The sequence below is a fragment of the Micromonospora sp. NPDC047753 genome (assembly GCF_040642735.1).
Lineage (GTDB): Bacteria > Actinomycetota > Actinomycetes > Mycobacteriales > Micromonosporaceae > Micromonospora.
The window spans coordinates 1-22,460 of sequence record NZ_JBEYSL010000049.1 but is presented as its reverse complement, the minus strand read 5'-3'; the positions used below and the strand labels follow the sequence as shown (position 1 = coordinate 22,460).

Here is a 22,460-nt window from a genome sequence, read left to right as displayed (position 1 = left end):
CAGGGGCTTGTGGCGGACCGCGTTGAGGATGATCTGGACGCTCGCCACCCCCGGTCGGGCGATCGCGGTGAGGGCCTGGTCGCAGGTCTCGACGCGCCCCGCGACCGCGATCTTGCAGTTTCGGTTGGGGAAATGTCGGGCCTGTGGGGGTTGGCCTGCGCAGAAAGTGCAAGATCGCGGGGATTCGGGACGGCGGGGACGGGTATGCGGGCGCCCGGAGGTGGGGGACATGGCTTCTGGTGGGGCTCGTAAGGGGATCTGGATCGCCATCGCGGTGGCGATCATCATCATCGTCATCGTGCTGATCGCGATCGCGTCCGGCGGCGACGGCGGCGGAAACGGGTACTGACGCATCGCGGCCGGGGCGTATCCGGCGGTGAGCATCGAACGGGTATATAACAGTCGGCATGGCCGAGCAGACCGGGAGTGCTCCGGGCGCCCAGCGGTTCATCCCGCCCGACGCCGACACCATCGACGACCTGCGCACCGCCGCGGGCGGCTGCCGGGGCTGCGAGCTGTACCGGGACGCCTCGCAGACGGTCTTCGGCCGGGGTGACGAGAGCGCCCGCGTGGTGCTCGTCGGCGAGCAGCCCGGCGACATGGAGGACCAGAAGGGGCTGCCCTTCGTCGGCCCGGCCGGACGCCTGCTGCGCCGCGCGGTCGACGACGCTGGGCTGGACCCGGGCCACCTTTACCTGACAAATGCCGTAAAGCATTTTCGTTTTGAGCTGCGCGGCAAGCGGCGGATCCACCAGACCCCGGACCAGGCGCACATCACCGCCTGCCGCCCCTGGCTGGTCGCCGAGTTCGCCCGACTGCGTCCGGAGGTCGTGGTGGTGCTCGGCGCGACCGCCGCCAAGGCGCTGCTCGGCCCGTCCTTCCGGGTCACCCGGCAGCGGGGCGAGCTGCTGCCCTGGCCGGAGTCGGCCCAGCACCCCGCGGACTTCGAGCAGGTGCCGGTGGACAACGCCGGAAAGCGGGCCGACGCGCCGCAGGCTCGGCTGTTGGCCACCATCCACCCGTCCGCCGTCCTGCGGGCCGACGACCAGGACAAGGCGTACGAGGGGCTGGTCGCCGACCTCACCGTCGTCACCCGCGCCCTGCCTGCCTAGCCGGCGACCAGGGCCCACCGCGGCCCGAGCTGGCGACCAGGGCTCACCACGGCCCACGGACGGCCCACCACGGCTAACGCCGGCGACCGCAGCCGCCCGGCCCGAGCCGGCGACCGCAGCCGCCCCGGCCCGAGCCGGCGACCGCAGCCGCCCCGGCCCGAGCCGGCGACCGCAGCCGCCCCGGCCCGAACCGGCGGAAATTGCCGCCCGGGTCGCGTGCCGAGGCGATACCCGCCGGAAACGGCGATGCGTGAACCGCGTAACAGATCCTCTGCAGACTCATGCGAGTCGATCTTGTAGGGGAGGCCGTTATGAGCGATCAGACGCAGTCGATGGTCAGCCGGCGTGGGTTCCTGCGTACGGTCGGAATCAGCGGTGGTGCCGGAGCGATGCTCGCCACGATGGGCGCCATGGGGCTGGCCCCCAGCGCAGCGGCCTCGGTCACCCCGGCATTCCGGCCGCCGGAACCCTCCGACTTCACTCTCAGCGGGCGGTCGGGCGCCAGCGTGGTCGTGCTCGGCGGCGGCATCGCCGGGCTCACCACGGCGTACGAGTTGGGCAAGGCCGGCTATCACTGCACCGTCCTGGAGGCGCGGCACCGAGCCGGTGGGCGGAACCTGACCATTCGGGGCGGCGACGTCGAGACCGACCTCGACGGACGCACCCAGCGGGCCGGCTTCTCCGACGGGGTCTACTTCAACGCCGGGCCGGGCCGCATCGCACAGTGGATGGTCACGATGGACTACTGCCGGGAACTCGGCGTACCCATCGAGGTCTTCACGAACCAGAACGCCGACGCCTGGATCTACAACGAGTCCGCCGGGATGACCGAGCCGGTCCGGTACCGCACCGCCAAGGCCGACGTGTACGGCTACGTCTCGGAGCTGCTCGCCAAGGCCACCGACCAGGGCGCGCTGGACGCCCGGCTCACCACCGAGGACCGTGACCGGCTGCTGTCGTTCCTGCAGAGCTTCGGCGCGATCGGCGGACGGACCAGCGACTGGGCGTACACCGGGACCAACCGTCGCGGCTTCTCCGCGTATCCCGGTGCGGGTAACGACGTGGGGAGTCCGCTCGGTGCGCCGCCGGCGCTCGCCGACGTGTTCGCCAGCAACATCGGCCGGTACTTCTCCTTTGAGTTCGGCTACGACCAGGCCATGCTGATGTTCCAGCCGGTCGGCGGGATGGACCAGATCCCCCGAGCCCTGGCCCGCGCGGTGGGCCCGCACCGGATCCGACTCAACGCCGAGGTCACCGGGGTGACCGACCGGGGCAGCCGGGTCGAGGTGACCTATCGGCAGGGCGGCCGGCAGTCGCAGGTCACCGCCGACTACTGCGTGGCGGCCCTACCGCCGCACCTGATGGCCCGGGTGCCGCACAATCTCGGCACGGCGGTGACCGCGGCCCTGGCCGATTTTCCGGTCACCGCCTCCGGGAAGATCGGCCTGGAATACCGCAGCCGCTGGTGGGAGACCGATCAGCGGATCTACGGCGGCATCACCGAGACCGACCTGGACCTGTCGCACATCTGGTACCCGTCCTACGGCTTCCACGGGAAGCGCGGCCTGGTGGTCGGGTACTACAACACCGGGGCGAACGCCAGGGCGTACAGCGGGCTCACGCCGGAGCAGCGCAGCGAGCGCGCGATCAGCCAGGGTGTGAAGATCCACGGTGACAAGTACCGCAGTGAGCTGGTCACCTCGTACTCCCACGCCTGGGACCGGACCCGCTACATCGAGGGCGCCTGGACGTCGCCCCGGTACGGCACGGCCGGCTACAACCTGCTGCTCCAGCCGGCCGGGCGGGTCTACTTCGCCGGGGACTGGCTCAGCCACGAGGTGGCCTGGCAGCACGGCGCTTTCGTGGCGGCGCGTTCGGCGGTCTCCGCGCTGCACCAGCGGGTGATGGCCGGCTGACCCTGAGCTGTGCAGATCTTGGACAGTTTCCGTCAGCGGATGACGGAAACTGTCCAAGATTGACGGTGCTTCGCGGATCGAGTGGCTGGGTAACCGGTGTCGATGGACGTTGACAACGGGGAGCGTCGCGTGGGTGTGGCCGCCGGGCGCCGCGGGAGATGGAAGCGGTTCTTCGAGCGGGCGCCCGGCTTGCAGCTCATGGCCGTCTACTGGGTGCCGATGACGGTGCTCATCGGGCTGCCGGTGCGCTGGCTCTTCGACAGGCAGGAGCCGCTGGTCGAGGCCGTGCTGAACGGTGCGCTGAACCTCGTCTGGGTCGGCCCCGCCGTGTACTTCAATCGGTCGAGCGCGGGCGAGCAGGTCGCCCGGCGCGATCCGGAGGGGTACGCGCTGCGCCAGGCAGTGCACACCAGCGCCGTGCCCGCGGACGAGGCCACGCGGGCCGCACTGCCCCGCTATCTGGTCGAGCAGCGGCGAGCCACCTGGGCGGCGCTGCTGGCCATCCTGGGCATCTGCCTCGGGCTGGTCCTGCTCGCTCTGCTCGCCGCCGACAACGAGGGCTTCGCGGTGATCTTCGGTGTGGTCGCCGCCGTCAGTGTGGTCGTCGCCGCGCGCACCCTGACCCGGATCCGTCGGCTGGCATCCCTGCTGGCCGCGCCCAGCCCACCACAACCGCGCGGGTAGGACCCGCCCGCCGCCCGCCGCCTGCCGCCCGCCGCCCGCCGCCCGCCGCCCGCCGGGAACCGGCTGTCGGTTCGGCTGTCGGCAAAACCCACTGCCGCTGGTAGGTGTGGGTGCGCGAGGATGAGCCACCCCTTCCGACAGGAGCGCCGATGGCGACCGACCTGACCGCGCCGCGTACCGTCGCCCGACCCGACGTCGCGTCGATCCAGCGGCGTACCCTGCGGCTGCTCTTCACCACCCAGATCATCGGCGGGATCGGCGTGACCATCGGCATCGCCGTGGGCGCGCTGCTCGCGGCACGGATCGCCGGGACCGCGGTGGCCGGTGTCGCGCAGAGCGCCGGGGTGGTCGGTGCCGCGCTGCTCGCCGTCCCGGTCACCCGGATCATGGCGCGGCACGGCCGCCGGCCGGGCCTGGTGCTGGCGTACGCGATCGGCGCCGTCGGTGGCCTGCTGGTGGTGCTGGCCGCGGCCACCCGCTGGGTGCCGCTGCTCTTCCTCGGCATGCTGCTCTTCGGCGGGGGCACCGCGGCGAACCTCCAGGCCCGCTACACGGCCGTGGACCTCGCCGAGCCGGTCCGCCGGGGGCGGCAGCTCTCCCTGATCGTCTGGGCCACCACCATCGGTGCGGTGGCCGCGCCGAACTTCGCCGCGCTGGCCGACCGCGTCACCACCGGCTGGGGGTTGCCCCCGTTGGCCGGCCCGTTCGCGTTCAGCGCGGCCGCGTTCGTGCTGGCTGCCGTCGTACTCCTCGGGTTGCTCCGGCCCGACCCGCTGCTCACGGCGCGGCGGCTCGCGGCGGCCGACGCACCGGCCGCCGATCTGCCGCCGGCCGCCGACGCGACGGCGACCGCTGTGGCGGCCGAGGCGCCGGCGGCGGGTGGCGGCGCGACGCCGGCCGCCGCGCCGGTCAAGGTGCGCGTGCCGCGCGGCGCCGGAATGCGTGCGGCCTGGTCGGTGGTACGCGGACAGCCCGCCGCCCGACTCGGCATCGCCGCCGTGGCGGTGGGTCACCTGGTGATGGTGGCGGTGATGGCGATGACTCCGGTCCGGCTCGGTGAGTCGCACGCCGACGCCGACGTGTTGCGGCTGGTCGGCATCGTGCTGAGCCTGCACATCGCCGGCATGTACGCGTTCTCCCCGGTGGTGGGTTGGCTCACCGACCGGCTCGGTCGACGGGCGGTGATCCTCGGTGGGGTGGGGCTGCTGCTGGCCGCCTGCGCGGTCGCCGGCACCGCCGGGCACCACACGCCTCGGCTCTCGGTCGGCCTGGTTCTGCTCGGGTTGGGCTGGTCGGGGACGATGGTGGCCGGCTCGACCCTGCTGTCCGAGTCGGTGGCGGCCGCCGTGCGGCCGAGCGTCCAGGGGCTGTCCGACCTGATCATGGGGTTGGCCGGGGCCGGGGCTGCCGTGGTCAGCGGGTTTGTCATGCAGTTCGCCGGTTATCCCGTGCTCACCCTGCTCGCGGCGGTCGCGGCGGCGCCCCTGGTGGCGCTAGCGTTGCGCCCGGTGCCGACCGGGGCGCCGGACGAGGAGGGCTGATCACTGTGCGGCTGACCGACTTCTGGACGCGGCTGGACGAGGCGTTCGGGCCCGGCTACGCGGCCAGCATCGCCCGCGATCAGGTGCTGTCCCAGCTCGGCGGGCGGACCATCGAGCAGGCCCTCGCATCGGGGGAGCAGACGCACGTGGTGTGGCGGGCGGTTTGTGCCGCATACCCCGACCGGGTGCCCGCGCGACTACGCTGAGCAGCCTTTTTGCCGGTTCCGCGTGTCGCTTGTCGAGTCGTACACCTGTTCGGCTATTGTCCACAGCGGGGTGCTCGTCCACAGCTCGCGGCCCGTCGGCTGGTTTTCTGTCGGACCTAGCGCCTAGCGTGTCCGCGTGACGCGAAGCTCAGCAAAGACGCCGGCGAAGGCAGGGGTGGCAACCATGGCAGCAGGGCCTGACCGGGAGAAGGCACTCGACCTTGCTCTCGCTCAGATTGACAAGCAATTTGGCAAGGGCTCGGTGATGCGGTTGGGTGATCGGCCGGTCATCCAGACCGCGATCATTCCGACCGGCTCCATCGCGCTCGACGTGGCCCTCGGCATTGGCGGCCTGCCCCGTGGCCGGGTGGTCGAGATCTACGGTCCCGAGTCCAGCGGTAAGACCACTGTGGCACTGCACGCGGTGGCCAACGCCCAGCGCAACGGCGGCATCGCCGCCTTCATCGACGCCGAGCACGCGCTCGACCCGGAGTACGCGAAGGCCCTCGGCGTCGACACCGACGCGATGCTGGTCTCCCAGCCGGACACCGGCGAGCAGGCGCTGGAGATCGCGGACATGCTGATCCGCTCCGGCGCTCTGGACATCATCGTGATCGACTCGGTGGCGGCCCTGGTGCCACGCGCCGAGATCGAGGGCGAGATGGGCGACAGCCACGTGGGCCTCCAGGCCCGGCTGATGAGCCAGGCGCTCCGGAAGATCACCGGTGTGCTCAGCAACACCGGCACCACGGCGATCTTCATCAACCAGCTGCGGGAAAAGATCGGTGTCATGTTCGGCAGCCCGGAGACCACCACTGGTGGTCGGGCGCTGAAGTTCTACGCCTCGGTCCGGCTCGACGTGCGACGCATCGAGAGCCTCAAGGACGGCACCGACGTGGTCGGTAACCGCACCCGGGTCAAGGTCGTGAAGAACAAGGTCGCCGCGCCGTTCAAGCAGGCCGAGTTCGACATCATGTACGGCAAGGGCATCTCGCGTGAGGGCTCGCTGATCGACGTCGGCGTGGAGCAGGCGATCATCCGCAAGTCCGGAGCGTGGTACACGTACGACGGCGACCAGCTCGGCCAGGGCAAGGAGAAGGCCCGGGAGTTCCTGAAGGAAAACCCGGACGTGGCCGCCGAGATCGAGAAGAAGATCCTGGAGAAGCTCGGCGTCGGGGTCGGTGCGGGTGACGCCGCCGGTGGCCCGGAGCTGCCGCCGGTCGACTTCTGACCGGTCGCTGACCCATGGCAGGACGACGCGCTCGTACGGGGCGGGGCTGGGATGCCAGTCCGCCTCGTACGGGCGACGCCACCGATGCACCCCGCCCTCGCCGAGGCCGCCGGGGTCGGTCCGAGGAGGCCGACTCCGTCGAGTCTCCGGCCCCTCCCCGCGACGAGTCCGAGGTGGCCCGCGAGATCTGTCTGCGCCAGCTTGCCGTCCGGCCCCGCACCCGGGCCGAGCTGGCCGGGGCGTTGGCGAAGCGGGGCATCTCCGAGGAGGTCTCGGCCGAGGTGCTCGACCGGTACGACGAGGTCGGCATCATCGACGACGCCGCGTTCGCCCGGGCCTGGGTGTCCAGCCGGCACACCGGGCGCGGCCTCGCTCGCCGGGCACTCGCCAACGAGCTGCGCCGCAAGGGCGTGGATGGCGAGGTGGCCACCGAGGCGCTGGGTGAGCTGGACGAGGAGACCGAGGCGGACACCGCCCGTGGCCTGGTGGAGCGCAAGCTGCGCACCGCCCGAGGCGAGCCGGACGCGGTCTTCCGCCGGCTGGTGGGCATGCTGGCCCGCAAGGGTTACCCGCCCGGTGTGGCCATCCGGGCGGTGAAGGACGCGCTCGCCGCGCAGAGCGCCGAGGCGGCCGAGTTCGCCGAGCAGATCGACGCCGACGCGCTCGCCGACGCCGAGGGTGAGTTGGAGCGCGACAACCGTCTGGTCGAGTGAGCGGTCCGCTGCGACTCCCGATGGAGGTGCGGGCCCGATGTTGAAGGCATGTCTGAACGGCGGGCACGGCCGGGAGGCACATCCGGCCGTGCCGCTGACGGCGGCGGAGCTGGCCGCCGACGCGGCCCGTTGCGCGGCGCTCGGCGTGGCGGCCGTCCATGTCCATCCCCGGGACGAGGCCGGTGCCGAGTCGCTGCGGCCGGCGGTGATCGCCGGCGCGCTGACCGCGATCCGTGCCGCTCGGCCGGGGCTGCCGGTCGGGGTGAGCACCGGGGCCTGGATCTCGCCGGATCCGGCTGCCCGCGTGGCCGCCGTCCGGGCCTGGCCGGTGCTGCCCGACTTCGCCTCGGTCAACGCGCACGAGCCCGGTGCCGAGGCGGTCGCGGCTGCCCTGCACGAGCGTGGTGTGCTCGTCGAGGCAGGGCTGTGGACGCTCGACGCGGTCGCGGCGTACCGGCGGTGGCGGGTGCCGGCCGGGCGGGTTCTGGTCGAGTGCATGGCCGAGGACGTGGCTGTCGCGTTGGCCGACGCCTCCCGGATTCTCGCAGCGCTGCCGGTGGGCGCGCCGTCGGTGTTGCTGCACGGCGAGGGTCCGGCGACCTGGCCGGTCCTCGCCGAGGCGGTGCGCCGGGGTCTGGACACCCGAATCGGGCTCGAGGACACCCTGTGCCTGCCGGACGGCTCACCCGCAGGGGGCAACGCGGCACTGGTCGTCGCGGCGGTGGCGGGCGGAGCCGGCTGACGTCTGGTGAGACGGTTCCGTCACACCTCGCTTGTCGTCGGTCGCGTCCGACAGCCGGCTGGACGGCGCTGAGCAGGCCCGACACGTCAAGGCCTCGGCACGCCTCGCGGAGTTTGTCCCTTCCTGTCCGCCGAGATATCAGCGCGCGGTGACGGTTCAACTTCTCTCCGTTCGGGGGGTTTGATCATGAGTCCTTGACCAGAACACCCCCGGAGACCTAGCCTCGCCATACAGGCTCACATTGCCCGACCAGCGCAGGCTAAGCGCACAACATAGATCGCGTAACAGAACAGCATCACTTTGGCCGACTCCGCGGCCTTTGGCGGCAGTTCCGGACAGGCCGGTCCGGAACGCTGCGACAACTGCACCCGGTCGCCGACGCTGCCCCACGGGCACCGCCGGCGGAGAAAGCTACCCACGGCCAGCCGCTCCGGTCGGGCGTCCACAGCCGCAGGAGTGTGCCCCGGCACGGTCGCTGCGGTCTCGACGTTAGGGGAGGCGGCCATGGCGGGGCGGCGGCACAGGTTCAGCGGTAGACCCGACGGGGTCCCGGCATGAACGCGTTCGATGTCGTGCTCCTCGCGGCCGTCCTCGTCCTCGCGGTGGTGGTGATCGGGGCCGTGCTGGTCGGCATCCGGACACTGCGCCGGATGGGCGCCGCGCCGGCTCCGGAGGATCCCGCCTTCATCGCCGAGAAGGACCGCCAGGAGCAGTCGCTGGCCGCCCTACGGACCGCGGCCGATGAGGCGAACAGCACGATCGACGTGGCGAAGTCAGCGGCCGCGGCGGCCCGTACCGAGGCGGCGGCTGCGAAGGCCGAGGCGAAGGCGGCCCGCGCCGAGGCACGGCGGGTCCTCGACGACGCCCGAGCCGAGGCGGACACCGTTCTGGAGCGCGCCCACAAGCAGGCCGAGGCGGACGCCGAACAGCTGCGGACGGCGGCCCGGCGCAGCGGCGAGCGGGAGGTCGCCGTACTCGCCGCCACCACCCGGGAACAGGCCGCCGAGGTGGAACGTCGGGCAGCTCGGATGGACGAGCGGGAGCGGATGCACACCGAGGAGGTGGAGCGGTTCGCCGAGCGGGAGCGGCAGCTCACCGCCGCGAAGGCCGCCCTCGCCGCCCGGGAGGCCGCGCTCGCCCAGCGCGAGGCCGAGCTGGCCGAGTCGGAGGAGCTGCGCCGCCGGGAGCTGGAGCGGATCGCCGGGCTCACCGCCGACTCCGCGCGTCTGGAACTGGTCGACGCCATCGAGACGTCTGCCAAGCGGGAAGCGGCGCTGCTCGTGCGGGACATCGAGTCCGACGCGCGCAACACGGCCGAGCAGCGCGCCAGGCACATCGTGGTGGACGCGATCCAGCGGGTCGCCAGCGAGCAGACCGCGGAGAGCGTGGTCAGCGTCCTGCACCTCCCCGGTGACGAGATGAAGGGGCGGATCATCGGCCGGGAAGGGCGCAACATCCGCGCCTTCGAGTCGGTGACCGGCGTCAACCTGATCATCGACGACACCCCCGAGGCGGTGCTGCTCTCCTGCTTCGACCCGGTTCGTCGCGAGGTGGGTCGGGTGACTCTGGAGAAGCTGGTCCTGGACGGGCGTATCCACCCGCACCGGATCGAGGAGGTCTACGACCTGGCCCGGCAGGAGGTGGAGCAGCTCTGCCTCCGGGCCGCCGAGGACGCCCTTGTCGAAGTCGGCATCACCGAGATCCACCCGGAGCTGGTGACCCTGCTCGGTCGGCTGCGTTACCGCACCTCATACGGGCAGAACGTGCTCAAGCACCTGGTCGAGACCGCCCACATCGCCGGCATCATGGCCGCCGAGCTGCGGTTGGACGTGCCGATCATCAAACGGTCGGCGTTCCTGCACGACATCGGCAAGGCGCTCACCCACGAGGTGGAGGGCAGCCACGCCATCATCGGCGCGGACCTGGCCCGCAAGTACGGCGAGCACGAGGACGTGGTGCACGCCATCGAGGCGCACCACAACGAGGTGCCCCCGCAGACCATCGAGGCCGTGCTCACCCAGGCTTCCGACGCCTGCTCGGGTGGTCGGCCGGGCGCGCGCCGGGAAAGCCTGGAGGCGTACGTCAAGCGGCTGGAGCGGATCGAGGAGATCGCGGCCGGCAAGCTCGGCGTGGACAGGGTCTTCGCCATGCAGGCCGGCCGCGAGATCCGGGTGATGGTCAAGCCGGACGACGTGGACGACATCGGGGCGGCCGTGCTGGCCCGCGACGTGGCCAAGCAGATCGAGGAGGAGCTGACCTACCCGGGTCAGATCCGGGTCACAGTGGTCCGCGAGTCCCGGGTCACCGAGATCGCCCGCTGAGTCGGGCCGGCAGCGCTCGCCGAGCGGATACCGACAGATGACCGAAGGCCGCCCCGAACTGCTCGGGGCGGCCTTCGGGCCTTCTGATCGGTGTGACGTGGCTCAGACGCCCCCGCCGCCTCCGCCCGCGCCCTCGGCCTGGGACATCAGGGCCGCCGGCGGCGGGTTCTGCGCCGGGGTGCCGGCGGTCTTGCGGCCCCGGGCGAGCCGCCTTTGGACGTACTGAGCGAGCTTCGACAGCGAGTAGTTCACCACGATGAAGAGCGCGGCGATCACGACGTAGACCTGGATCGGGTTGCCCAGCACGCCGATGATCTGTTTGCCGATGTTCAGCGTCTCCTCGTAGCTGATGATGAACCCCAGCGAGGTGTCCTTGAGTACCACGACAAGCTGGCTGATCAGTGCCGGCAGCATGATCCGGAAGGCCTGCGGCAGCAGGATCATCCGGGTGGTCTGGGTCGGGGAGAGCCCGATGGCGGCAGCGGCCTCCGCCTGGCCGCCCGGCAGCCCCTCCATGCCGGAACGGAGGATCTCGCCGATCACCACCGAGTTGTAGATGGTGAGGCCGATGACCAGGTACCAGAGGTTGTCGAAGTACAGGCCGAACTCGGGGAAGCCGCGGGCCACGAAGAAGATGGTGAGCACGACGGGCAGGCCGCGGAACACCTCGACGCAGACGCGGGTGATCGCCGACAGCACCGCGCTCAGCCCGCGCAGCAGGTACGCCAGCGGCGTCGCCGCGCCGACGAACCGCCGTCGGGTCAGGCTCTTGAGCTGGATCCGCAGGACGGCGAGCAGCGTTCCGACCACCAGCGAAGCCACGATGGCCAGCGCCGCCGCGAACAGGGTGTTCTTGAAGCCGAGGCCGATCCGATCCCAGACCTGGGAGAAGTTCTCGTTGGAGGGATCGACCAGCGGCCCCCACAACTCCAGCGAGAACTGGCCCTTGTCCTCCAGTGGCCGGTAGATCAGGAAGTACGCCCCGATCAGCAGGACCACGCTGGCGACCAGGCTGCTGATGAGGGTGATCCGCCGCTGGCGGGGGCCGGGAACGTCGTACAGGACGCTGGTCTGCCGGGTCATCGTGCCACCGCCTGTCGCTTCTCCAGCCGGTCCAGCAGGGCGCCGAGCGGCACTGTCATGATCAGATATCCGATCGAGATGCCGATGGCGACGGGGATGAAGGCGTAGCCCTCGGCCGAGGTGAGCTGATCGGCGCTCTGCGACAGATCACCGACCACCCCGAAGAAGCCGACCAGCGCCGAGTTCTTGATCATCGCAATGATCACGGAGCCGAGCGGCACCACGGAGGCCTTCCAGGACTGGGGCAGAACCACGTGCCGCAGGTTCTGGCCGAAGGTCAACCCAATTGAGCGGGCGGCCTCCGCCTGTCCGGGTGGGACCGCGTTCACCCCCGAGCGCAGCGCCTCGCAGACGAACGCGGCGGTGTACAGCACGAGGGCGATCAGCGCGAACCGAAAATACGGAAGATCGGTGCCGAGGCGGGTGAACAGCGAGTCGAGCACCGGGACGCGGAGGAAGTCCGCGTTGGAGCCGAGCGCCGGCAGGCCGAACGCCGCGAAGAACATCACCACGGTCAGCGGCATGTTGCGGAAGACGTTCACGTAGCCGGTGCCGAGCGCGCGGAGAGGCGGCACCGGTGAGATGCGCAGCACCGCCACGATGGCGCCCAGGACGAGGGCGCCGATCGCGGCGAGGACGCAGATCTGGAGGGTGAGCCAGAAACCACCCGCAAAGACGTCGAACTTGTCGATGAGCACGTTCACGGGTCGGCGTTCCTCCCCACCCTCCAGATCGAAGGATCAGATCAGTAGCGGTTGATGGTCGGCGGCGTGCCCAGCGTGGCGCCGAACTTGCCGGCGGTCTCGTCCCAGGCGCTCTTCCAGCGACCGTCCGTGAAGATCTTCTCGAGCAGGTCGTTGATGAAGGTACGGAAGGCGGTGTCGTCCTTCTTGACACCGATGCCGTACGGCTCCTTGGTGAAGTTGTCGGTGGCCATCTTGAACGACGCCTCGTCCTTGGCGATGTAGCCGAGCAGGATCACGTTGTCAGTGGTGACCGCGTCTACCTGCTTGCCCTTGAGCGCGTCCCGGCACTTGTCGTACGTGTCGAAGAGCACCAGCTGGCTGCCGACGTCCTTGACGTACTTCTTGATCTCCTCGGCCGGCGTGGAGCCAGTGACCGAGCAGACCTTTTTGCTGCCGTCCTTGAACGAGTCCGGCCCGGTGATCGCCGCGTCGTCCTTGCGGACCATGATGTTCTGGCCAGCCTCGTAGTACGGACCGGCGAAGGAGATCTTCTCCTTGCGCTCGTCCTTGATCGTGTAAGTGGCGGCGACCAGGTCGACCGTGCCGTTTACGATCACGTCCTCGCGCACCTTGGAGGGCGTCTCCACCCACTCGATCTTGTCCTCGGGGATGCCGAGTTCCTTGACGACGATCTTGGCGATCTCGACGTCGAAGCCCTCCGGCTTGCCCGACAGGCCCTTCTGACCGAAGCCCGGCTGGTCGAACTTGGTGCCGACCTTGATCTTCTGGGCCTTGTTCAGCTTCTCCATGGTGCTGCCGGCGGCGAAGGACTTGCTGCCGGCGCCGGTGCCCTCCCCGCCGTCGTCGCCACCACAGGCGGTGAGGCCGAGCGCCAGAGCGGCGACCGCGGCGACTGCCGCAACGCGCTTGATACGCATACTCTTCTCCTTCTTCAACGGAGCCCACCGAGTACGGCGCGCTCCACTACGGACGCCTAGTGCGTGAGGATCTTGGAGAGGAAGTCTCGGGCCCGCTCACTGCGCGGGTTCGCGAAGAACTCCGTCGGTGGGGCGTCCTCGACCAGCTGCCCGTCGGCCATGAAGATGACCCGGTTCGCCGCGTGCCGGGCGAAGCCCATCTCGTGGGTCACCACGACCATCGTCATGCCGTCGCTCGCCAGCGAGGTCATCACGTCGAGCACCTCGCCGACCATCTCCGGGTCCAAGGCGCTGGTCGGCTCGTCGAAGAGCATCGCCTTGGGCTGCATGGCCAGCGCTCGGGCGATTGCCGCCCGCTGCTGCTGGCCGCCGGAGAGTTGGGCCGGGAACTTGTCCGCCTGGTTGGCGATGCCAACCCGGTCGAGCAGAGCCAGGCCGCGCTCGCGGGCGGCGGCCGGCTTCTCCTTGCGGACCTTGATCGGGCCGAGGGTGACGTTCTCCAGGATGGTCTTGTGTGCGAAGAGGTTGAAGGACTGGAAGACCATGCCGACCTCGCTGCGTAGCTTGGCGAGGGGTTTGCCCTCGGCTGGCAGCGGCTGGCCGTCGAAGGTGATGGTGCCCGAGTTGATCGGTTCCAGTCGGTTGATCGTGCGGCACAGCGTCGACTTGCCGGAGCCGGACGGGCCGATCACCACGACCACCTCGCCCCGCCCCACCGACAGTGAGACGTCGTCCAGCACGTGCAGCGGCCCGAACCACTTGTTGACCGCGTCCAGCACGATGAGCGGTTCGCCCGTCGTCACGTCGTCCACCGTCCCCTGTCGTCTCCCGGATCGGGGTCGGTTGACCCCCGGTGCGGCCACTGTAGGCGGCCTGAAGTGGCGAAGTGCAACTCGGTTGGTCACGGAGCGGTAACACCACGCGTGGTCTGAGCGCAAGCTGTCGTGACGCATTTAGTTCACAATGGCGACACCTATCGCTCGACGACAATGAGATATCACGGCTGGAGGTTCTGGCAATGCAGGAACGGCCGTCCCTTTTGCGGGCTTCGCCCCGAACCGCGCCGTGTTGTCTCGGCCGGATCACGGGCGGCTTTACGTGGTGATAGCGTCTTGCGGTAGATCCGATAGTCAAGTATTTTATATCGACATCCACCTATCTATTGTTTTTGGAGGTTGTCGGGATGATTCGCATTGCGCCCGATGGGGCGCGGCTTGACATCGATCTTCCTCAAGAATTCGGCAAACCGGACTGGGTGTGTGTGACGCGTATTTCCGGTGTGCGCGTCCAGCGGGATTTCCACGTGACGGCAGTCGGCCAGTACCAGGTGATTCAGAAGAAGATGATGCCAGGCGCATCCAAGCGCGTCTTCGCCCGTAAGGGATACGACGTCCACCTGTACGAGGCGGCCGACCGCTCCGACAGCTGCCTGGTCTGGGTTGGCCCCTACCACGAGGCGACCACCTGGTTCGGAGCCGCCGCTCCGCGGTCCGAACTGCTCGCCTCCCTCATCAACTCGATCCATTTCGAGGACTCGGAGAACGGCGCCCAGGTCAGGCCCAGCGTCCCGCAGATGAGTCAGCAGCATGGGACGCTCGTCGCGGCCTGGAGCGAGTGGGCGTTCCTCTGCATCCGTCCCGCCGAGGAGGCCGCCGCGGTCCTGCCGGAGTGGCGAGGGCTGGTGCGCGACGATCAGGAGATCTGGCGGAGCGACCGTGGCCTTGAGGGTGCCGAGGGCGAGCGCTTGGCCGGCACGGCTTATCAGTGGCGGTATGTCGTCGCCGGCCCGCAGACGGTGACCGAGTTGACCTTCCATCCGCCGGGGAGCCCGCTTCGCCCCCAGGCGCTCTCCGACGATCCCGATCGTCGGGCGTCGGCTGTGCTCGACGGACTCCGTGCCACCTGGGCCGGGTAGTGGCTCTCTCGCTGCCAGCCGCGCTGGCCCTGCTCGCGATACTCGTCGCAGTGTTCGCCCTTGTCGCGGTCGCCGGGGTCTACTCCCGGCTCAGGCAGGTCGAACAAGTGATCGCCGATCTGACGGTCGGCGGAGGCCGGCGGGACACCCTGCCCGCATCGCTGCGGCCGCAGCCCGGGGAGTCCGCCACGGTCCTGTTGACCCTCGACGGGGAGTGCCCCATCTGTCACCGACTCGCCAAGGCGGTGGAGGAGGAGATGGCGACTGCCGCTTGGGCCGGGCTGCGTGTGGTGCGGGTCTTCAGCAGCATCGACGCCAGGGACCGGCATCCGGATGTGGTCGCCATGGAGACCGTGGCGGATCCGGACGTCTGGGCGGCGGTCTACGAGGGATACAACCCCACGCTCTCCGTCGTCAATGCCGCTGGCGAAGTGATCTTCCGGCGTTTTGTCTACGCCGACACGAACCTGACCGAACTTCTTGCCGAGGCGAGCGCCGTGGGCCTCGCGCAGGGCAAGCGTGCACCCTCCCGGGAGGCAGTATGAATCTCAGCGTCATTCCGTCCGCCGATGACATGCCTGCCGACGCCGTCTCGAGCGTCCTGGTCGCGCGTCTTCGACAGATCAAGCCGTCGCGACGGACGGTGTTCAAGGGCCTCATGGTCTCCGCGATGGCAAGCACCCTCGTGCCGTTGGACTGGGCCATCAACAAACGAGCCGCCTTCGCCGGCCCCACGAGCGAGCACACGTCCTGTCCCTGGGACTACACGCCCTCGTCGGCCAACTGGTGGAGCGGTACGGGGCAGTGCACGGGTGGCTGGCGTCGGGGTTCGTGGCCGTGCGCCAGCAAATACCACTTCGAAGGCTTCCGCTCGTACAGCGACGAGGGCTACACCTCCAACCGCGTCACCACCTACTGCAGCAGCAGAAACGCGTGGCGGTGGAACGGTTACCGGTGCTCGGACGCGATGACCACCACCGTGTGGAACAGCGGAGAGCGTCACTACGACCTGACCATTGCGCAGTGCGCGGTGTAACAACGTGACACGTAACAAGTACGGGGATTCGGCGGAGCGTCCAGCGCTCCGCCGACACCTTCTGGACCCTCGGACCTTGGCAGCCTTGATCCTGCTGGCGGCAGCCGCGCCGCTGGCATTGAGTCAGATGCTGCCCGACCCTTCCCGCCTCCCCGCGCTGGCCGCGCTGGCTGTCGCCGGCGCGGCGGCTGGCTACGCCAACTCCGGCTCCACTTGAAGCCACAATTCAGCATTCTTGCTGACCGCGTCGGTCTGGCGCGGAAAGAGTCCGTTGTTGTATTTCGGAATCGGCCTGTTCACCGGAGCTGTTGTTGTAGCGGTAATCGCCGCAGTCGTCGGTGGTATTGCGCAGTCTGTCATGCCGGGGATCCTTCGATGGATTCTGCTGGGCGCGATCGCAGCGGTGATACTTGCCCGTGAGTTCGGACTGGTGTCCTTCCGGATCCCGGAGAATCGACGCCTGGTGCCCGAGTCGGTGACCAGTCGGGGGCCCGAGGTGGGTGGATTCCAGTTTGGGTTCGAGATGGGCACGGGAATGCGGACCTACTCACCGTCCGCACTGCCGCACCTTCTGCTCATCGCGATCTTGCTCGTGGTTCCGTTCATTGGTGCGCTGTGCCTGGCGTTCGGATTTGCTGTCGGACGCTGGATCATGGCGGCGGGCAGCGTCGGATACGACGAAGACGGTACGTGGAGCCTGCTGTGGGCCCGGTACGCACGTCTGCTGGTTGCCGCTATGGCCGTCGTTGTCGTGATCATGGGCGTGATTGGATTGATGTGAGATTGGCAGCGTTCCCAGCCGGGTGGCGACGCATGGATCCACGGCGCATCTACCTGGTGTACGACAGCCGGTGCGGGGACTGCCGCGGTGTCGCGGCCCAGGCGGAGCACGTCATGGCACGGCCGGTTGCGTTGCGGTCGTGCCATGATCCGAACCCCGACTGGCGGACGCAGCCGGTGGCCGTCGAGAGGCCCAACTGCCACCGTCCACTGCTCGTGCTGGAGATGGAGGACGGTGACCTCGTCGAGGTTGCCGGCCTTCTCCTCTGGTGGCATGCTGCCCGGCTGGTCCATCCCGCACGGTGGTTCCCGGCGCTTCGGCTCGCGTTCCGGGTGGCCCGCCTGATGGCGACACGACAACGGCCGCCTCGCCGTCCAGGGCGCCCGGGTTGGATCAGCGGCACGTAGATTGATCACCGTTGGTGACGTCAGGTGGCGCCGTTCGGCTGCTCCCATCCGACGGGCCACCTGACGTTTCCTGAGGAGCGTGATGGAACCGGTACGGTTGACCAAGTACGCCCGCGGCGGTGGCTGCGCCTGCAAGATCCCGCCCGGCGAGCTGGAGATCATGGTGGCCGGTCTCGGCCCGGCGACCGGCACCGCCGAGTTGCTGGTCGGGTTGGACCACGGCGACGACGCGGCGGTGGTGCGCCTGGATGAGCGGACCGGCCTCGTCAGCACCGCCGACTTCTTCACCCCGGTGGTCGACGACGCGTACGACTGGGGCCGGATCGCCGCGGCCAACGCGCTCTCCGACGTGTACGCGATGGGCGGCACCCCGCTGGTGGCGCTCAACCTGCTCTGCTGGCCGCGCGACGTGCTGCCGCTGGAGTTGGCCCGTGAGGTGCTGCGCGGCGGCCAGGACGTGGCGCGGGAGGCCGGCTGTCACCTGGCCGGTGGGCACAGCGTGGACGACGACGGTCCGAAGTACGGTCTCGCGGTCACCGGCACTGTTCGCCCCGAGGAGCTGATCACTCTCGACGCCGGTCGGGCCGGAGTGCCGTTGTCGCTGACCAAGCCGCTCGGTGTGGGTGTGCTGAACACCCGGCACAAGGCGACGGGGGAGAGCTTCCCGGAGGCGGTGGCCACGATGAGCGCGCTCAATCGGGAGGCCGCCCGCGCGGCGGTCGCCGCCGGCATTCGGTGCGGCACCGACGTGACCGGGTTCGGGCTGCTCGGGCACGCCTCGAAGCTGGCCCGGGCCAGTCAGGTCACGGTGGCCATCGACACCGCCCGGGTGCCCTATCTGGCCGGCGCGCGGGAGGCGCTGCGCGACGGGTTCGTCAGCGGCGGCAGCCGGCGCAACCTGGAGTGGGTGACCCAGTGGACCGACTTCGGCGCGGCGGACGAGGCGGAGCGGCTGCTGCTGGCCGACGCGCAGACCTCCGGTGGCCTGCTGGTCGCCGGCGAGGTGCCCGGCGCTGCGGTGGTGGGCGAGTTGCTGCCTCGCGGGCAACACCTGGTCGTCCTGCGCTGACCGGGGGCGGTCGACCCGCTGCGGGACACGCGGTGGCGGTGATGCGAATGCCGCACGATACCCGATAAACTGTCACCTTCCCGCTACTCCGAGCAATGCCGCTCAGGGAAATTTTGCCCGGAATGGTCACAGACCGGTAACTTGCCCCCGGCTGGGGTCAAATGCCCCCCACCATCGTGTGTAAGGCCCGATCCGGAGGCTGGTGGGGACGAACGCAGCGAGGAGGCGGAATGACCGAGCTGTGGAACTGGAGAATCGACGGGGCTCAACCCGTGGAGGTCTACCCGGCGCTGGCGGAGGCGCTTGGTCGGGTGGTGATGCCGCTGGCGGTGGCCGACCCGGCGCGGCTGCCGGCGTACGCGGTGGTGTGTGACGTCTGGCAGGCGCCGGGCGAATTCGCGACGGTGGTCGACTGCTACGGAGTGCCCGAGCAGCTCTCCGAGCACGCGAGCATCGCCGCACTGGCCCGATTGCTGGGCCGCAACTGCCTGTTGCGCGACGACACGCTCGACGCGGGCCGGCACCTGCTCGTCGCTCCGGACGGCACGGTCCGTCCGGTGCACTTCGACGTGCGGGACACCGAGGACGGTGAGGTGCTCAGCAGGCTGCGGCTCTGCTCGCTGGGTGACCCGGGTTGTCGGGGCTGGTCGCAGTGTCACCGCTCGCGCTGGGCACCCGACACTGTCGCACCGGCGCTCGCCGCGGCCTGACCCTCTCCAGGGTCAGGCCCGGCCGGGTGCCGTGCCGGTCGGCGGCGATCAGCTGGCGGCGGTGGCCGACCGGTCGGTGGTGCCCCGCACCACCAGTTGGTCGAGCAGGACGCGCGTCGCTTCGGCCACGGCGGCCACCGCGGCGTCGAACGCGGCGGCGTTGTGCGCGGCGGGCGCCCGGAAGCCAGAGATCTTCCGGACGTACTGCAACGCTGCCGCCTCGACGTCCGCGTCGGTCACCTGCGGGGTGAACGGTTCACGCAGCGTCTTGATGCTCCGGCACATGTGAGTTCCTCCTTCGTCCGTCGAGGGCTGCCACTCGCCGTACAGGCGATGGCACCGACGGTGACACTTGGTCGATATTTGTCTATCCTGATCACGGACCAGAGCCGTTCGAGCCACATCCGCCGCTCGCGCTTACCAGCGCCCCGGGCCCCCGGAGACTCATTGTGGACCATGCCCCCACCCGCCCATCCCGTCCCGACCTGGACGATCTCACCCGTAGCCTGCACACCCCACTGGATCGGATCGCCGTCGAGCACGCCGATCTGGTCGAGGCGGTACGCAGGCGGGTCGTCACCAACGACTCCGTGCCGTCCGGCACAGTGGCCGTTGCCGCCTTCAACTCGTCCATCTGACCGATGGTCTGCCGGTGCGGTCCACCCGGAGTGGGCGGCCCCTGCCGGCGGATCAGCCAGTTCGTGCTGAAGGTGCACAGCCGCTGCGACCTCAGCTGCGACCACTGCTACGTCTACCAGCACGCCGACCAGACCTGGCGTGGTCAACCGGTGCGGATGCCGCCGGCCACGGTTCGGGCCGTCGCGCAGCGGATCGCCGAGCATGCCCGCGAGCACGGGTTGCCGGTCGTGCACGTGGTGCTGCACGGCGGTGAGCCGTTGCTGCTGGGGGCCGCGGGGCTACGGGAGGTTCTCGCCGAACTGCGCGCGGCGATCACCCCCTGGACGCGACTCGACCTGCGCCTGCAGACCAACGGCGTGCTGCTCGACGAGGAGCTGTGCCGGCTGTTCGTCGAGTACGACGTGCGGGTCGGTGTGTCCTTCGACGGCGACCGGGCCGCCAACGACCGCCACCGGGTCTTCGCCCACGGCGGCAGCAGCCACGAGCACGTCCGCCCGGCGCTGGCCCTGCTCCGTCGGCCGGAGCACCGCGCCAGCTACGCCGGCATCCTCTGCACGATCGACGTCCGCAACGATCCCGACCGGGTGTACGAGGCGTTGCTGGCCGAGAGCCCGCCCCGCGTCGACCTGTTGCTGCCCCACGCCACCTGGGACCATCCGCCGGAGCGCCCTGGCCCCGAGCCGACCCCGTACGCGGACTGGCTGGGGCGGATTCACCGGCGGTGGGTGGACGACGGGCGTCCGGTGTCGATTCGGATGTTCGAGGCGCTGCTCCCGGGTGGTGGCGGCACCGAGGCGTTCGGCGTGGCCCCGGCCGACGTGCTGGTCGTCGAGGCGGACGGGACCTGGGAACAGGCCGACTCACTGAAGACCGCGTACCACGGCGCGGCCGGCACCGGATTCGACGTGTTCGACCACTCGGTGGACGAGGTCACGCGGCACCCTGGGGTCGCCGTGCGGCAGGACGGCGTCGCCGGGCTCTGCGCGACCTGCCGGGCCTGCCCGGTGGTCGACAGGTGCGGCGGCGGCCTGTACGCGCACCGGTGGCGGACCGGCTCCGGCTTCGACAACCCCTCGGTGTACTGCGCCGACCTGCTCCGACTGGTCGACACCGTGGGGGCCCACCCGCCGCCCACCGCACCCGTGCCGCGGCAGAGGCAGGCCAGCCCATCGCTGCCGGGCGCAGAGTCCACCACCTCGCCCGTTGACGAGGTGCTCGACGACCTGGCCACCGGGTACGGGTCGGCGGAGACGCTCGGGCTGCTCGCCGCCACCCAGCTCTCTCTCACCCGGGCGCTGCTGGCGGCCTGCCGCGGCCGGTCCGGCGCCACCGCCGCCTGGGAGTTGCTCGTTCACCTCGACCAGGCGGCGCCGGAGGCGGTCCGGGCAGTCCTGGCGCACCCCTTCGCCCGGCCCGCGCTGGTGCATCGCCTCGACACGTCGGCCCTGACCGGCGCCAGCGCGCCGGGCGACCCCCTGCCGGCCCTCGCCCTCGCCGCGGCCCTGCGGGCGGGCGTCGCGGCTGCGGTGCGGGTCCCGGTGCGGGCCGACAGGTTCATGGTGCCCACGCTCGGCAGCCTGGTGCTGCCCGGTCTCAGTGGGAGCGCCGAGGTGACCGCGCGGCCCGGCGAGTTCCGGGTCCGCAGCGGGTCGGTCGATCAGATGGTGCTGCTCGACCCGACGGCACCACCATCGCCCGGCTGGCAACCGACGCGCGACGTGTCGGTGCCCGGTGGCCGGTTGCTCGTCGAGGACGGCGACCCGTACCGCGACTGCTACGGCCAGCCGGTCCAACCCCGCCTGGAGTTGCCGGCCGCGCGGGCGTTGGGCCGTACCCTGGCCGAAGCCTGGCGGGTCGTGCACCGGGACGTGCCGGCGCACGCGGCGGCGCTCGACGGCGGCCTGCGTGCCGTCGTTCCGTTGGCGCCCGACCCGACGCGACCCCTGCGGAGCGCCACCGCCCGGCACGCGTTCGGCGCGGTCGCCGTCACCCCCCATCCCGACCCGGAGACGATGGCGGTGTTGCTCGTGCACGAGTGGCAGCACGCGAAGCTGGGTGCGGTGCTCGACCTGTACGACCTTGTGGAACCCGGTGAGGGCACCCGGATCAGGGTGCCCTGGCGTCCGGACCCGAGGCCACCGGAGGGCGTCCTGCAGGGCGTCTACGCCCACCTCGCCATCACCCAGGTCTGGCAGTCCCGGGCGGTCACCGACGGCGGCGACGCGTCGGCGCACGCTGCCCACTTCCTGGCGTGGACCCGGGACGGTGCGGACGCGCTGCTGGCCAGCCGGTCACTCACCGCGGCGGGTGAGCGGTTCGTCAGCCGGCTGCGCCACGCCCTGGAGGAGACCCGTGTCGGGGCCGGCTGAGCGTCCGCCGTCCACACTGGGTCGCCGTCGCCTCGCCGACGACCTGCGGACGTTGGGCGTCGACCCAGGGACCTGCCTGCTGGTGCACTGCGCCCTTCGTCAGGTGGGTCCGCTGGAGCACGGCCCGGCGACCCTCGCCGGCGCGTTGCGCGACGTCCTCGGCCCGGCCGGCACGCTGCTGGTGCCCACCCAGACCGACGGCAACTCGACCACATCCCGGGCCCACCTGGCGGCCGTCGCCGGGATGGGCCCGGCGCAGCGCGAGCGGTACGAGGCAGCGCTGCCGGGCTGGGACCGCCGGACCACCCCTTCGCAGCGGATGGGGGCGCTCGCCGAGTACGTCCGGTGTGCCCCCGGTGCC

At 70.4% G+C, this 22,460-nt stretch carries 25 protein-coding genes and 1 pseudogene; 20 read left to right on the top strand and 6 right to left on the bottom strand.

All coding sequences use genetic code 11. The features are described from left to right. Nucleotides 1-114: pseudogene (locus tag ABZ749_RS06890) on the bottom strand (aldo/keto reductase); the annotation flags it as partial. A 293-nt stretch (nucleotides 115-407) separates the two neighbouring features. On the opposite strand from ABZ749_RS06890, the gene ABZ749_RS06885 reads away from it, so the two are divergent. From ABZ749_RS06885 to rny, 9 genes are all read left to right on the top strand, one after another. Then, nucleotides 408-1,112 (top strand): UdgX family uracil-DNA binding protein, encoded by a 705-nt coding sequence (locus ABZ749_RS06885; protein ID WP_357195159.1) that lies wholly within the window; start codon nucleotides 408-410, stop codon nucleotides 1,110-1,112. A gap of 311 nt (nucleotides 1,113-1,423) precedes the next feature. Next, nucleotides 1,424-3,028: an FAD-dependent oxidoreductase gene (locus ABZ749_RS06880; RefSeq protein WP_357223680.1), complete on the top strand. Its 1,605-nt coding sequence runs from the start codon at nucleotides 1,424-1,426 to the stop codon at nucleotides 3,026-3,028. 102 nt (nucleotides 3,029-3,130) lie between these two features. Beyond that, the gene (locus ABZ749_RS06875; RefSeq protein ID WP_357223677.1) at nucleotides 3,131-3,712 is read left to right on the top strand and encodes a hypothetical protein; all 582 of its coding nucleotides are present in this window, start codon (nucleotides 3,131-3,133) and stop codon (nucleotides 3,710-3,712) included. Between the two features lie 149 nt (nucleotides 3,713-3,861). Continuing rightward, complete coding sequence (locus tag ABZ749_RS06870) at nucleotides 3,862-5,253, top strand: MFS transporter (protein ID WP_357223674.1); 1,392 nt, start codon at nucleotides 3,862-3,864, stop codon at nucleotides 5,251-5,253. A gap of 5 nt (nucleotides 5,254-5,258) precedes the next feature. Continuing rightward, nucleotides 5,259-5,459 (top strand): DUF3046 domain-containing protein, encoded by a 201-nt coding sequence (locus ABZ749_RS06865; RefSeq protein WP_030489422.1) that lies wholly within the window; start codon nucleotides 5,259-5,261, stop codon nucleotides 5,457-5,459. Between the two features lie 184 nt (nucleotides 5,460-5,643). Next, the gene (recA, locus tag ABZ749_RS06860) at nucleotides 5,644-6,690 is read left to right on the top strand and encodes a recombinase RecA (RefSeq protein ID WP_124778261.1); all 1,047 of its coding nucleotides are present in this window, start codon (nucleotides 5,644-5,646) and stop codon (nucleotides 6,688-6,690) included. 14 nt (nucleotides 6,691-6,704) lie between these two features. Further along, nucleotides 6,705-7,403 carry a regulatory protein RecX gene (locus ABZ749_RS06855; protein ID WP_357223672.1) on the top strand — a complete coding sequence of 233 codons (699 nt, stop codon included), beginning with the start codon at nucleotides 6,705-6,707 and terminating at the stop codon, nucleotides 7,401-7,403. A gap of 37 nt (nucleotides 7,404-7,440) precedes the next feature. After that, a complete protein-coding gene (locus tag ABZ749_RS06850) occupies nucleotides 7,441-8,145 on the top strand; it encodes a 3-keto-5-aminohexanoate cleavage protein (protein WP_357223669.1) in 705 nt (234 codons plus the stop codon). 554 nt (nucleotides 8,146-8,699) lie between these two features. Beyond that, entirely contained in the window at nucleotides 8,700-10,466 is a 1,767-nt protein-coding gene (rny, locus tag ABZ749_RS06845; protein ID WP_357223666.1) for a ribonuclease Y, read from the top strand. A 102-nt stretch (nucleotides 10,467-10,568) separates the two neighbouring features. Here rny and ABZ749_RS06840 read toward each other — a convergent pair whose 3' ends face one another. From ABZ749_RS06840 to ABZ749_RS06825, 4 genes are read right to left on the bottom strand one after another with little or no spacing between them, the layout of a single operon-like run. Continuing rightward, a complete protein-coding gene (locus ABZ749_RS06840) occupies nucleotides 10,569-11,549 on the bottom strand; it encodes an amino acid ABC transporter permease (protein WP_357208133.1) in 981 nt (326 codons plus the stop codon). Further along, nucleotides 11,546-12,253, bottom strand: coding sequence for an amino acid ABC transporter permease (locus ABZ749_RS06835; RefSeq protein WP_357208135.1), 708 nt, complete (start codon nucleotides 12,251-12,253; stop codon nucleotides 11,546-11,548). Before ABZ749_RS06835 ends, ABZ749_RS06840 begins: the two co-directional genes overlap by 4 nt. A gap of 41 nt (nucleotides 12,254-12,294) precedes the next feature. Beyond that, nucleotides 12,295-13,173: a glutamate ABC transporter substrate-binding protein gene (locus tag ABZ749_RS06830; protein ID WP_357223663.1), complete on the bottom strand. Its 879-nt coding sequence runs from the start codon at nucleotides 13,171-13,173 to the stop codon at nucleotides 12,295-12,297. A gap of 56 nt (nucleotides 13,174-13,229) precedes the next feature. Continuing rightward, nucleotides 13,230-13,985, bottom strand: a complete 756-nt coding sequence (locus ABZ749_RS06825; RefSeq protein WP_357223660.1) for an amino acid ABC transporter ATP-binding protein — start codon at nucleotides 13,983-13,985, stop codon at nucleotides 13,230-13,232. A 371-nt stretch (nucleotides 13,986-14,356) separates the two neighbouring features. Between ABZ749_RS06825 and ABZ749_RS06820 the strand changes: the two genes are divergently transcribed. The 8 genes from ABZ749_RS06820 to ABZ749_RS06785 all read left to right on the top strand — a co-directional run bounded on the left by ABZ749_RS06820 (nucleotide 14,357) and on the right by ABZ749_RS06785 (nucleotide 19,091). Beyond that, nucleotides 14,357-15,088, top strand: coding sequence for a hypothetical protein (locus tag ABZ749_RS06820; RefSeq protein WP_357223657.1), 732 nt, complete (start codon nucleotides 14,357-14,359; stop codon nucleotides 15,086-15,088). After that, on the top strand, nucleotides 15,088-15,633 hold the full coding sequence (locus ABZ749_RS06815; RefSeq protein WP_357223655.1) for a hypothetical protein: 546 nt from the start codon (nucleotides 15,088-15,090) through the stop codon (nucleotides 15,631-15,633). Before ABZ749_RS06820 ends, ABZ749_RS06815 begins: the two co-directional genes overlap by 1 nt. 125 nt (nucleotides 15,634-15,758) lie before the next feature. After that, nucleotides 15,759-16,124, top strand: a complete 366-nt coding sequence (locus ABZ749_RS06810; protein WP_357223652.1) for a hypothetical protein — start codon at nucleotides 15,759-15,761, stop codon at nucleotides 16,122-16,124. A 76-nt stretch (nucleotides 16,125-16,200) separates the two neighbouring features. Next, nucleotides 16,201-16,341, top strand: coding sequence for a hypothetical protein (locus ABZ749_RS06805; RefSeq protein WP_357207917.1), 141 nt, complete (start codon nucleotides 16,201-16,203; stop codon nucleotides 16,339-16,341). A gap of 18 nt (nucleotides 16,342-16,359) precedes the next feature. Beyond that, complete coding sequence (locus tag ABZ749_RS06800; protein ID WP_357207919.1) at nucleotides 16,360-16,905, top strand: hypothetical protein; 546 nt, start codon at nucleotides 16,360-16,362, stop codon at nucleotides 16,903-16,905. 32 nt (nucleotides 16,906-16,937) lie between these two features. After that, complete coding sequence (locus ABZ749_RS06795; protein ID WP_357223649.1) at nucleotides 16,938-17,312, top strand: hypothetical protein; 375 nt, start codon at nucleotides 16,938-16,940, stop codon at nucleotides 17,310-17,312. A gap of 79 nt (nucleotides 17,313-17,391) precedes the next feature. Then, nucleotides 17,392-18,381, top strand: coding sequence for a selenide, water dikinase SelD (selD, locus tag ABZ749_RS06790; RefSeq protein WP_357223646.1), 990 nt, complete (start codon nucleotides 17,392-17,394; stop codon nucleotides 18,379-18,381). Between the two features lie 230 nt (nucleotides 18,382-18,611). Further along, on the top strand, nucleotides 18,612-19,091 hold the full coding sequence (locus tag ABZ749_RS06785; RefSeq protein ID WP_091400520.1) for a hypothetical protein: 480 nt from the start codon (nucleotides 18,612-18,614) through the stop codon (nucleotides 19,089-19,091). Nucleotides 19,092-19,139: 48 nt separating this feature from the next. Here the strand turns inward: ABZ749_RS06785 and ABZ749_RS06780 are convergent, their stop codons facing one another. Continuing rightward, nucleotides 19,140-19,376 (bottom strand): DUF2277 family protein, encoded by a 237-nt coding sequence (locus tag ABZ749_RS06780; protein WP_355009924.1) that lies wholly within the window; start codon nucleotides 19,374-19,376, stop codon nucleotides 19,140-19,142. A gap of 164 nt (nucleotides 19,377-19,540) precedes the next feature. Between ABZ749_RS06780 and ABZ749_RS06775 the strand changes: the two genes are divergently transcribed. The 3 genes from ABZ749_RS06775 to ABZ749_RS06765 form a co-directional block, all read left to right on the top strand. Then, the gene (locus ABZ749_RS06775; protein WP_357223643.1) at nucleotides 19,541-19,729 is read left to right on the top strand and encodes a hypothetical protein; all 189 of its coding nucleotides are present in this window, start codon (nucleotides 19,541-19,543) and stop codon (nucleotides 19,727-19,729) included. A gap of 63 nt (nucleotides 19,730-19,792) precedes the next feature. Then, complete coding sequence (locus ABZ749_RS06770; RefSeq protein ID WP_357223640.1) at nucleotides 19,793-22,099, top strand: FxsB family cyclophane-forming radical SAM/SPASM peptide maturase; 2,307 nt, start codon at nucleotides 19,793-19,795, stop codon at nucleotides 22,097-22,099. Beyond that, nucleotides 22,083-22,460: AAC(3) family N-acetyltransferase (locus ABZ749_RS06765; RefSeq protein WP_357223637.1), on the top strand; the 378-nt coding region annotated here is incomplete at its 3' end. The genes ABZ749_RS06770 and ABZ749_RS06765, both read left to right, overlap by 17 nt.